Origin of the sequence: Arthrobacter gyeryongensis (assembly GCF_039543785.1) — a bacterium.
In the GTDB taxonomy this organism is placed as follows: Bacteria; Actinomycetota; Actinomycetes; order Actinomycetales; family Micrococcaceae; genus Arthrobacter; species Arthrobacter gyeryongensis.
In genome coordinates this window covers 83,406-94,331 of the sequence record NZ_BAABKK010000026.1, presented here as the reverse complement: position 1 = coordinate 94,331, position 10,926 = coordinate 83,406, and the positions used below count along the sequence as shown (strand labels likewise).

Genomic DNA, 10,926 nt, shown 5'->3' with positions numbered 1-10,926 from the left:
CTTGGAAATGGGATCTGCAGTGGCGTCCACTTTTCTCTGCAAACGTTTGCAAAACAAGGGTCTTTTTGAAAGTTTTATTCCGGGTGCTTCAGTTCCGGACCTAACCAGCCAGTGCGTAGACCGTGGTCCCGCCGATGCTCTGTGCCTGGAAGTTCGCAGCCACCCATTGCGCGATCTGGGCAGGAGCCTCCGATCCGCTGTTCGCCTGCATGGTCCCGCCTGCGATGAAGTAGTGGATCTTGCCCTGCGCCACGAGCTGCTGGAACTGTGCAAGCGTGGGGGACGGGTCCGTGCCGTTGAAGCCACCCACCGCCATGACCGGCAGTTCGGTGGCCAGCTGGTAGCCGGCAGCGTTGTTAGAACCCACGACGGCGGCCGCCCACGTGTAGTTCGAAGCGCCCGATTTGAGCGCGGAAACCATTCCCGACGACGGCGTCGTGGCACCGAGCAGGCCGCCCATCCCACCGCCTTGCCGGTTCCCGCCAAAGCCGCCACCCTGGGTGCCCGGCTGCTGGAGGGGCTGGGGCGGGTTGTTCTGGGCTGCGTTGTTTTGGCTGGCTTGTCCGAAGCCGCCCCGGCCGCCGAAACCACCTGCGCCGAAACCACCTGCGCCGAAGCCGCCGAACGTAGTCGTTGGACCGGCGCTGGGGATCGCGCCGGTGTGCGTCACGGAGGCGGTGGAGATCGAGTACGCCAGGGGACCGGCGAGGGAGGCCACGAGGGCGAGCGCCGCCGCCGTGCGCTGAAGGATGCGGGAGGTGAAGCGTCCCGAGAGCGGCAGCCCGGCCGCGGCTGCCAGGGCGCCAAACAGCACCGCCCAGCGCAGCCACGGACCATACGCGGTGGTGCTGCCCAAGAGGTCGAAGGCGAGGAATCCCGCTGCGGCCACTGCTACGGCGAGCATGACCGCGGCGACGAGCTGCGCGCGGTGCTGCCACAAAAGCGCACCGCCCAGGCCCGCAAGCCCGGCAATGCCCGGAGCCAGCGCCACCGCGTAATACGGATGGATGATGCCTGCCATGAAGCTGAACACGAGCCCGGTGACAAGGACCCACGAGCCCCACACGATCACCGAGGCCCGGACGGAATCCGTACGCGGGGCACGGCGGCCCAGCCACAGGAGCCCGGCCCCGAGGACCAACACGGAGGGGAGCAGCCACGCGATCTGGCCGCCGAACTCGCTGTTGAACATCCGGAACAGCCCGGGAACTCCCCAGCCGTTGCCCCCTCCCACGCTGCCGGTCTCCTGGCCGCTGAGCCTGCCCAGGCCGTTGTAACCGAGCGTCAGTTCCAGGATGGAGTTGTTCTGGGAGCCGCCGATGTACGGCCGCATGTTCGCCGGAATGAGTTCGACGACGGCGAGCCACCAGCCGGCCGAGACCACCATGGCCGCCCCCGCGCCCAGCAGATGAAGCAGCCTGCGCCCCACACCGCTCGGCGCCGCAACCACGTACGCCACCGCAAATCCAGGAACCACCAGGAGGACCTGGAGTTGCTTGGTCAGGAAACCGAAGCCCAGGAACACTCCCGCGAGCAGGAGCCAACGCAACTTATTCTCCTGGATGGACCGGAGTGTGGCATAGCCGGCGGCCGTCATGAGCAGCACTAGCAGGGCGTCCGGGTTGTTGAACCTGAACATGAGGGTGGCAACCGGCGTGATGGCCATGACGACGGCGGCCAGCAGCCCGGCCCGGTGGGCGAGCCGTGGATCGCCGGTGGCGGGGGCCGCGGCCCGTCGGACCGCCAGATAAAGCAACCATGCCGTCGCAACGCCCATGAGTGCCTCGGGAACCAGGATGCTCCAGGAGTTTAGCCCGAAGATCCGTACCGAGAGGCCCATGATCCAGAGCGACGCAGGAGGCTTGTCCACCGTGATGGAGTTGGCCGCGTCAGAGGATCCGAAGAACCACGCGGCCCAATTCTGCGAACCGGCCTGGGCCGCGGCGGAATAGAACGGGTTGGCCCAGCCGGAAGCGCCGAGGTTCCAGAGATACAGGACCGCAGTTGCAAGGAGGACAACGCCGAGCTCCACGTGGTGACGCAGGGCATGCGGGCCATGGTTGGGGCGGGACTTTCGGGTCAGGCCCGGCCGGGCGCGGCTGCCGGCTCCCCGGGGAGCGGCCGTTTCCGCAGGATCCACCAACCGCGACGGCGGAGCCGGCTGCCCTGCCTCGGAGTCCGTGTCTATGGAATAGGAAGTGGTCATCGGAATCTACTTTGTCAGCTTGTAGACGGTGGAGCTGCCCACCGTCTGGGCTTGGAAGTTGGCCTGTACCCAGGAGGCTACCTCGGAATTGCCGCCTCGGCCTCCGAGTCCGCCGCCGCCACCCATGCCGCCGCCTGCAATGTAGTAACCGATCTGACCCTTGGCCACCATGTCCTGGAACTGTGCCAGCGTGGGGTAGGGATCGCCGCCGTTCCAGCCACCGAGTGCGATCACGTTGGTGTTCGTGGCGAGCTCAAGGCTCGCGGCTTGGGTGGCACCGGAGACGATCGCCGACCACTTCGTGGTGGTGGATGTCAGCAGCGCGGTCAGTCCGGCGTCGGCCGTTCCCTCGGAACCGGGCCCACCCGCCTGACCCGCCCCACCGGCTGCGCCGAACCCTCCAGCACGGTTTCCGAAGCCGCCCATCGCGGAACCGCTGGGTCCCGACGTCGGGATGGAACCGGAGTGCGCGGTAGCCGCCGTCGCGAGCGTCCACGCCGCTGTTCCGAGGCCGCCGGCCAGAAGGGAAACGACGACGACGGCCGCAGCGGCTGCGTTCCGGAACCGCCCCGCCGTATTTTGACCGGAAAAGCGCAGTGAGTCGAGGCGAAGCAGGATTGCTGCGGCCGCCACGACGCCCAGGACGACGATCACGATGCGCAACCACGGAAGCCATGACGCGTCGCGGCCCACGAGAACCGCGGACCAGGCCGAACTGCCGAGGATGACCACGGCCAGGACGATCCTGGCCGGCCAATACCCTCGGCCACGCCACAGTTCAACGCTGCCAATGCCCACCAAGGCTGCGATTGCCGGTGCGAGCGCTACCGCATAGTAGGGGTGGACGATGCCGCTCATGAAGCTGAAGACGCCGGCCGTGACCAGAAGCCAGCCGCCCCAGAGAATGAGCGCGGCACGGGTGCGGGAGGCTCGCGCTTCCCGGCGGGTGAACCACAGGCCGGCTGCCAGCAGAATCAGTGCAGCAGGGAGAAGCCAGGAGACCTCGGCGCCGAAGCTCGTGCCAAACATGCGGGCGATCCCGGCAGCTCCACCGAAGCCGCTGTTGCCGCTCCCGCCGCCGCCGAACCCGCCGAGGCTGCCCACTGCAGGGGCGCCGCCTCCGCCGGGCGTCCCTTCGCCCGAGCCAGTGATGCGGGACAGCCCGTTGTAGCCAAACGTCAGCTCAAGGAAACTGTTGGTTTGCGAACCTGCCATGTAAGGACGTGCTGAAGCAGGGGTCAGCTGGAACAGAGCGACATAACTGCCGGCCACTACCGCGATGCCGGCCAATGCGCCGAGCAGGTGCAGCAGCCTCCGTCGCAACGGGGTGGGTGCGGCCCAGAGGTACGCGAGTCCAAGGCCCGGAACAATCAGGAAGCCCTGCAGCATTTTGCTCAGGAACGCGAGGCCCACCACGGCGCCGGCTGCGGCGAGCCACTTCCAGCCTGCGCGTTCGATGGCACGGGTAGTGAAGTAGGCCGCGAGTACCAGGCACAGGGTCAGCATGGCGTCGGGATTGTTGAAGCGGAACATAAGGGCCGCCACCGGGGTCAGTGCCAAAGCGCCGCCGGCCAACAAGCCAGCGCCTGGTCCGGAGACCCGCTTGACCGTCAAATAGAGGAAACCGACGGCGGCGACGCCCATCAGCGCCTCGGGAACCAGCATGCTCAGGGGTGAGAAGCCGAAGATCCGGCCCGCCAAAGCAGGGATCCACAATGAAGCCGGGGGCTTGTCGACGGTGATGGCATTGCCGGCGTCGAGGGAACCGAAGAGAAACGCGGTCCAGTCCTTGGTGCCGGCCTGGATGGCCGCGGCGTAGAAGGAGTTTCCGTAGCCGGTGGCCGCGAGGTTCCAGAGATACAGGAAGGCGGTGGCTACGAGGAGCCCGGCAGCGGATGGCCGCACCCAGCGGGGCTGCCGGCCAAAGGCGTATCGCGTCCAGCGGGGCGCGGCGTCGGGGGTTGACGGGCCCGTCGAGTGACGGTCCTGCGGTGCCTGGACGGTGCCGACGGCGGCAGGAAGTTCGGCACCTGCCGGACCTGTGCTTGCGGGAGTAATCGTGGAGGTCATGATGCTGCCGTTTCTGTGCGCGTTTTGGCTTGTGTGGTGGGTACAGTCGCCTGCGCGGCAGGCTGCCGGAAGACCCAAAGTCTGAACAACAGGAAGCGGACTGCGGTGGCGGCGAGGTTCGCTGCGACCACTGTGAGGAGCTCGCCCCAGCGGTCCGGCGTCGTCGTGCTGTGCACCAAGGCGAGTGCCCCGGAGGTGAGCGCGAGGCCGATCCCGAAGACGATCAATCCCTCGAAGTGGTGCCGAGCGGGATTGCCGCCCTGGATGCCGAAGGTGAAGCGCCGGTTGGCGCCGGTGTTGGCGATGGCCGTGACGAGCAGCGCCAGGAAGTTGGCCAGTTGCGGGTCCATGAAGCCGCGGCAGAACAGGAAGATGAGCCCATAGGCGAGGGTGGACGCAGCGCCGATCGCGGCGAACCGGACCAGTTGTCCGAAAAGGCTGCTGCGCGGGTTCTGCTCGGCGGTGCGGGACGACGCCGGGAGCGGCCCGCGTGCAAGTGCTGCGCGCAGTTCCGGAATGGGAATGCGGCCCGAGACGAGATCCCGGGTGAGCCGGACCATGCCGCGGATGTCGGCCAGGGCGGTGCGCACCACGTCGACGCTGGAATTGGGATCGTCGATCCAGTCAACGGGAACTTCGTGGACACGGAGGCCGCAGCGTTCGGCGAGGACCAGGAGTTCAGTGTCGAAGAACCACGAGTTGTCCATGGTGTGGGGGAGGATCTGCTGTGCGACGTCTGCCCGGATCGCTTTGAAGCCGCACTGGGCATCGCTGAAGCGGGCGCCCATGAACGAGTGCAGCATCAGGTTGTAGCTGCGCGAAATGAACTCGCGCTTGGGGCCGCGGACAACCCGCGAGTTGCGGGTCAGCCGTGTCCCAATGGCGAGGTCCGAATGGCCGGAGATGAGTGGCGCCAAAAGGGGCGCCAGTGCGGCGAGGTCCGTGGAAAGATCCACGTCCATGTACGCCAGAACCGGGGACGGCGATGCGAGCCACACCTTGCGCAGGGCGTTGCCGCGCCCCTTCTCCTCGAGATGGACAACCGCGAGCTCGGGCAGTTCTCTGGCCACGCGCTCCGCGATTTTCAAGGTGCTGTCAGTGCTTGCGTTGTCCGCCACTGTGATGAGGAAGCCATGAGGGAAGGATTCGCGCAAGTGGCCGTGAAGCCTGCGCAGGCACTCTTCGAGGTCGCGTTCCTCGTTGAAGACGGGGATCGTGACATCGAGGACGGGGATGGCGGTGTGGGTGTCCACAGGGGCACGCCGTCCGCTGCGCTGGACGGGGGTCTTAGCCTGGATGGGAAGGCCCGGCGGCACCACCGCGGGGTCCTTCAGGGTTCCGGAGGTGGATTCGATGAGCGTCATGTATCCACAGTGCCGTTGCAGAATATGAAGGCTTTAGGCGGAACCTGTGACGTGGCTGTGGATGTACCAAATCACATGCCTGGCCAAAAAACGCAAAGGTCCGCCCCTGAAGGGACGGACCTCGACGTATTTGTGCGTGGCTCTTGGCCTAGTACCAGTTGTGGGCCAAGTGGAAGGACCACGCCGCGGACGGCGATCCGTAGCGTTCCTTGATGTAGTTCAGGCCCCAGCGGATCTGCGTCTGGTAGTTGGTCTGCCAGTCGGCGCCTTCGGACGCCATCTTTTCGGCCGGCAGCGACTGCCCAATGCCGTAAGCGCCACTGGAGGAGTTGGTGGCAGTGGTGCGCCAATCCGATTCCTTGTTCCACAAGGTGATCAGGGCTGACATCTCACCTTGTCCCCAACCGTAGGAGGGAAGGATGCTTGCGGCATAAGCCTGGGCGCCGGAGGGATCATCGACGGCGACGGGTGCGGCAGGGGCTGCCGGAGCAGGGGGTGCGGCCGGTGCGGCAGCCTGGGGCGCAACGGCGGTCGGAGCGGGGGCCGCTGCCTGGCTTGGCGTCGACGTAGCGCTCGGCTTGGGGCTCGCGCTTGCGCTCGCCGACGGCGTGGCGGTGGCCGAAGGCGTGGCTGAGTGATCCACCGTGCGGGATTCGGACGTGCGGCTCATGTCCTGGGCGTTGATGGCTTGACCGGCGGCCTGGGTGGCGGCACCGGCACCGAGGAACACGGCAACGACGCTGGCAACAACTGCCATGCGCTGGCCGGTGCCGAGGTTCGACGCGGCTCGCCTCAAAGTGGAGCGTGACTTGTTATTCCGGGCAGGTTCGCCGCGGTGGCGCGCAACAGGGCGCGACTGATTCCTTGAATCAGACATGGTGATTGCCTCTCGACGCCTGCGGAGTTAGCTGTCGGATTCGGATGAGGTCATCCGGCCGTGGCCACAGCGGAACGTGGCGGTACGGCTTCACCCCTAGGGCTGGCTCAACATGAGCGCTTGCCCGGAGACCTGGGTCCCCCGTCTCTGCCTGGACTGATGGGCACCGGGGAGTGGCAGAGCTCGGCGCCTACCCGGCGGTGGCCGGAATGATCCAACGCACCCATTCGACGGTACAGGAGGATCTTACTTAAGTCACATTTAGGTAACGGAGGTCACCACATCGGTGCGTCGACTTGCGCTCGCCGCGCACCGGCGTCGTGCGCTTCTGGTTCGCCCGTCAGGCCGTGGCGGTCCTGAGCGCCGGGAGGCGCACCGCGAACTCCGTCCGGCCGGGCCGCGACGCCACTTCGACCGTGCCGCCATGCGCCTGGACAATGGACTCCACAATGGACAAGCCGAGCCCGGACGTGCCCTCGGAGCCGGACCGTGCGGCGTCGGCACGGGCGAAGCGCGAGAAGATCCTCCCCTGGAATTCAGGCGGGATGCCCGGCCCGTTGTCGGTCACGGTCACCACGGCGCTGCCATCGGCGGAGCGCATGACGCCCGTGACCACGGTGGTTCCCGCCTCGGTGTGTTTACGGGCGTTGGAAAGCAGATTCGCCAAAACCTGGTGGAGTTGGGTGGTGTCGCCGCGGACCGTGAGGGGCTCGTCCGGGAGCTTGAGCTGCCAAATGTGCTCGGGGGCCATGACCTTCTCGTCGCTGACGGTTTCGATCACCAACTGCGTGAGATCCACATCGGTGAACTCCGGGGCCTTCCCTTCGTCCAGCCGGGCCAACAAGAGGAGGTCCTCCACGAGGGTGGTCATGCGTTCCGACTGGCTCTGCACCCGGCCCAGTGACTTGCGGCCGTCCTCCGTGAACGTCTCGGTCATGCGCAAGAGTTCGGTGTAGCCGCGGATGGCGGTGAGCGGAGTGCGCAGCTCGTGTGAAGCGTCGGCCACGAACTGGCGCACCTTTGTTTCGCTTTGCTGGCGCGCCTCTAGGGCGCTGGACACGTTGTCCAACATCAAGTTCAAAGCATGGCCGACGCTTCCCACTTCCGTGCTCGGGTGGGCCGCCGACGCCGGAACGCGCACAGCGAGTGCCACCTCACCGGCGTCGAGCGGAAGCTTCGACACCTTCGTGGCGACGTCGGAGAGCTGCTCCAAGGGGCGCATGGTGCGGCGGATCAGCACGGTTCCGGCCAGCCCGATCAGGACCAGTCCGCCCAAGGAAACCAGCACCATGGTCCAGACGAGCGAGGCCTCGGTGTCCTCCTTCGAGGCGAGTGGCAGCCCCGTGATGACAACATCGCCGTAGGGAGTTTCGGTGGCCACCAGCCGGTAGCCGCCATTGGACAGGGTGCGATCAACCGGGCGGCCATCGGACGGGAGGGCCGACAGGATTCGAGCGTCGCTGGGCGACAACGGCGCACGGGTCGCATCGGAGGACAAGAAGCCGGCATCGCTGCTCACCTGACCGGCAAGAATACGCGCATTGAGCGTGCCGATGCTCTGGCCCCGGGGATCCAGTGGGTCCGGACGGCCGCCAGGGTTGCCTTGCGGCGGGCGGCCATGGGAGGCCTGCGCCAATTGTTGGTCCAGCTGTTTCGTGAGGAACACATCCATTGACGCGTAGCTGACCACACCGACGGCACTGCAGATGGCCACGAGGAGTGCCATGGAGAGAAGGATCAAGCGCGTGCGCAAGTGCCAGGTTGAAGGATTGAACCAGGTGTGGTCGGTCTGGCGGGGGATACCCGAGAGTGCGGACATTCGGAGCCCCGGCTATTCGGCAGGCTTGATGACGTAGCCTGCTCCGCGCACCGTGTGGATCATGGGCGGGTGGTTGGCCTCGATCTTCTTGCGCAGGTATGAGATGTAAAGCTCCACGATGTTGGCTTGCCCGCCGAAATCGTAGTCCCACACGCGGTCAAGGATCTGGGCCTTGCTGACCACGCGCTTGGGATTCTCCATGAGGTAGCGGAGGAGCTCGAACTGGGTCGCCGTGAGCGGAATGTCTTCGCCGCCGCGGGTGACTTCTCGTGTGTCTACGTTCAGGGTCAAGTCACCTACAACCAGTTCGGCCGTGTCCATCGCCGCCACTCCCGAGCGTTGGACCAGGCGGTGCAGGCGCAGCAGGACTTCCTCCATGCTGAACGGCTTGGTGACATAGTCGTCGCCGCCGGCGGCCAACCCGACAATGCGGTCCTGCACGTCATCCTTCGCCGTGAGGAAGAGCGCAGGCACCTCTGGCGCAAAGGCGCGGATCCTCCCCAGCAGCTCAACGCCGTCGAACCCCGGAAGCATCACATCCAGCACCAGGACATCCGGACGGAAATCCTTGGCGAGCTTTACCGCAGCGGGGCCGTCGCCGGCCACGGCCACCGACCAACCCGCCATGCGCAGGCCCATGCTCATGAGCTCGGCGAGGCTGGGTTCGTCGTCCACCACAAGGGCGCGGATGGGAGAACCGTCCGGGTGGCTGAGCTGCGGAAGGTTGTTGGTCATGGAGTGCGAGGATGCCATGGGACAACTCTCCAATCTGCTGGTTTGCCGGTGCTTTGCCGTTGCTGTGAGCACCCTGTGAGTCCCAGCCTAGCCACCTGTCCGGACGCACGGTACGCCCAACGCGCTGTGTTCGGGTGGTGCGGGCGGGCGGGCGGGTGCGGCGAGCGGGAGGGTTGGGAGAGCCGTCACATTCTGCTGGATCATTCGCAATGTCTTGGACGGTGATTCGCGGGATTCCGAGTCTTGGCTTCTTGTTGGTGCCGGGTGATCCAGCAGAATCGAACGCCGCTCCTTCATTTGAGGTCACGGGCAGCCCTGCTGTCCGGCGATGCGGGCGAGGTGGGGCCAGCGTGAGCCGTTTCATTTTGCTGGATCATTCCTCGGTTCAGCTGGGCGATCCGCATGTTTGCGGCCCCCGATGCACGCGCGCGGCGAATGATCCAGCAGAATCCGCCACAACACCGCGGAAGGTCACAGGCAGCCCTTCAGTTCGACACAGCCAGCGCACAGCAAAGCGACCGACGCTGTTTGGGACAAGGACAACAACCGCAGCAGTCTTGACTTCGATGGAGAAAACCATGGAACCGCACAACAACCCCTCCGTACCTGGATCCACACCTGAAAACGAGCAGCCTCAGCCGGTGATCCGGCCCTTGGACGAGTCCGCGCAGCCTATTGCCGGGGAGCCTCCCGCGAATCAAGCCGCTGGTTGGGGTTCGCCGCAGCAGAGCCCGGTCACCCAGCCCGGCCAGCCTGCCGCGGGGTGGGGTGCGCCGCAGCCGCCGGTGAACCAACAGCCTGGCGCTGGTTGGGGTGCGCCGCAGCCGCCGGTGAGCCAGCAGCCTGCCGCCGGGTGGGGTACTCCGCAGCAATACAACTCCGGACAGCCCCGGCCTTCGTTTTTTAAGAATTGGAGCCTGAAGAAAGGGCTCATTGTTGGCGGCGTCGCGGTGGTGGTCGCTGCAGCGGCAGGAGCCGGTGCATATGCAGCCGGGAACGGGACGGCGGCGGCCGATACCACCAACGCGCAGGGACCGGGTGCCGGGCAGAACGGCCAAGGCGGATTCGGCGGCCCGGGCGGGACGAACGCAGGCCCGGGCGGGCTCGGCGTCGGCATGGGCGGCCTGAATGCTGCAATCCACTCGGAATATGTGGTTCTCCAGAACGGCAGCTACGTCGCCATGGCGGGCCAGCTGGGGACGGTCACCGACATCTCAGCGAGCTCCATGACCGTCAAGAGCGAGGACGGGTTCACGAAAACCTACGCTCTGGGAACCGACGTCGTGGTGGCGGAGGGTATGCGGCAACGCGGGAGCACGACCAGCGGCACCACCTTGACCTTGGCCGACGTGAAAACCGGATCCAGCGTGAGGGTTACTGCGCTCAGGGAATCCGACAAGTACACGGCCGAGTCCATCCAGATCGTGACTGCCACCTCATCAAGTACCCAAGGCACCGGCACGACGAACTAGCGATGGGTGCTGCTTGCCCCCGCGGGGCGATTGCGGGGGTCCTAGCAGACGATTTGCCAAAGAATTTTCAGGAGATGCCGATCCAGGATTGGACAAGGGTTGTTTCATATCTCGAGATTCAAAGGCAAGCGCGTGACGTGGCTTGAGATTCAGAGAACGATGATTCAATCAAATTTTATTCGAATATTGCGCGCCTAATGGCCAGTGTGACGAACGAGAATGGGTCACATTTGGACATGTCTGAATTGTGATGTGCGGCACAATAGTCCGATTCGTCTCAAAATGTGGACGCTTCGGTCCTTTGTTACTTGCAAGTTCCCTTTGTTACGTTGCACACTTCAAATGTGAACAAGAACTCAACAGCATCTGCAGCCGCAGCGATC

Annotated in this window: 7 protein-coding genes and 1 riboswitch; of the genes, 1 reads left to right on the top strand and 6 read right to left on the bottom strand. The window is 65.5% G+C overall.

Annotated features, from left to right (window positions below):
• Positions 1-100: 100 nt before the first annotated feature.
• The 6 genes from ABEA18_RS18040 to ABEA18_RS18015 all read right to left on the bottom strand — a co-directional run bounded on the left by ABEA18_RS18040 (position 101) and on the right by ABEA18_RS18015 (position 9,089).
• Entirely contained in the window at positions 101-2,206 is a 2,106-nt protein-coding gene (locus ABEA18_RS18040; protein ID WP_345451403.1) for an ArnT family glycosyltransferase, read from the bottom strand.
• A 6-nt stretch (positions 2,207-2,212) separates the two neighbouring features.
• On the bottom strand, positions 2,213-4,276 hold the full coding sequence (locus tag ABEA18_RS18035) for an ArnT family glycosyltransferase (RefSeq protein WP_345451401.1): 2,064 nt from the start codon (positions 4,274-4,276) through the stop codon (positions 2,213-2,215).
• Positions 4,273-5,640 (bottom strand): glycosyltransferase, encoded by a 1,368-nt coding sequence (locus ABEA18_RS18030; RefSeq protein ID WP_345451399.1) that lies wholly within the window; start codon positions 5,638-5,640, stop codon positions 4,273-4,275. The genes ABEA18_RS18035 and ABEA18_RS18030 overlap by 4 nt, the downstream gene beginning before the upstream one ends.
• Before the next feature lie 148 nt (positions 5,641-5,788).
• Positions 5,789-6,517, bottom strand: coding sequence for an aggregation-promoting factor C-terminal-like domain-containing protein (locus ABEA18_RS18025; RefSeq protein ID WP_345451397.1), 729 nt, complete (start codon positions 6,515-6,517; stop codon positions 5,789-5,791).
• A gap of 2 nt (positions 6,518-6,519) precedes the next feature.
• Positions 6,520-6,693: riboswitch (cyclic di-AMP (ydaO/yuaA leader) on the bottom strand.
• 164 nt (positions 6,694-6,857) lie between these two features.
• A complete protein-coding gene (locus ABEA18_RS18020; protein ID WP_345451395.1) occupies positions 6,858-8,336 on the bottom strand; it encodes a sensor histidine kinase in 1,479 nt (492 codons plus the stop codon).
• Between the two features lie 12 nt (positions 8,337-8,348).
• Positions 8,349-9,089 carry a response regulator transcription factor gene (locus tag ABEA18_RS18015; protein ID WP_078106594.1) on the bottom strand — a complete coding sequence of 247 codons (741 nt, stop codon included), beginning with the start codon at positions 9,087-9,089 and terminating at the stop codon, positions 8,349-8,351.
• Between the two features lie 560 nt (positions 9,090-9,649).
• On the opposite strand from ABEA18_RS18015, the gene ABEA18_RS18010 reads away from it, so the two are divergent.
• Positions 9,650-10,543, top strand: coding sequence for a hypothetical protein (locus tag ABEA18_RS18010; RefSeq protein WP_345451392.1), 894 nt, complete (start codon positions 9,650-9,652; stop codon positions 10,541-10,543).
• The last annotated feature ends 383 nt before the right edge of the window (positions 10,544-10,926 follow it).

Bases quoted from the DNA above. Each gene is read 5' to 3' on its own strand.
- ABEA18_RS18040 (WP_345451403.1), bottom strand. From the start codon at position 2,206: ATGACCACTTCCTATTCCATAGACACGGACTCCGAGGCAGGGCAGCCG.
- ABEA18_RS18035 (WP_345451401.1), bottom strand. From the start codon at position 4,276: ATGACCTCCACGATTACTCCCGCAAGCACAGGTCCGGCAGGTGCCGAA.
- ABEA18_RS18030 (WP_345451399.1), bottom strand. From the start codon at position 5,640: ATGACGCTCATCGAATCCACCTCCGGAACCCTGAAGGACCCCGCGGTG.
- ABEA18_RS18025 (WP_345451397.1), bottom strand. From the start codon at position 6,517: ATGTCTGATTCAAGGAATCAGTCGCGCCCTGTTGCGCGCCACCGCGGC.
- ABEA18_RS18020 (WP_345451395.1), bottom strand. From the start codon at position 8,336: ATGTCCGCACTCTCGGGTATCCCCCGCCAGACCGACCACACCTGGTTC.
- ABEA18_RS18015 (WP_078106594.1), bottom strand. From the start codon at position 9,089: ATGGCATCCTCGCACTCCATGACCAACAACCTTCCGCAGCTCAGCCAC.
- ABEA18_RS18010 (WP_345451392.1), top strand. From the start codon at position 9,650: ATGGAACCGCACAACAACCCCTCCGTACCTGGATCCACACCTGAAAAC.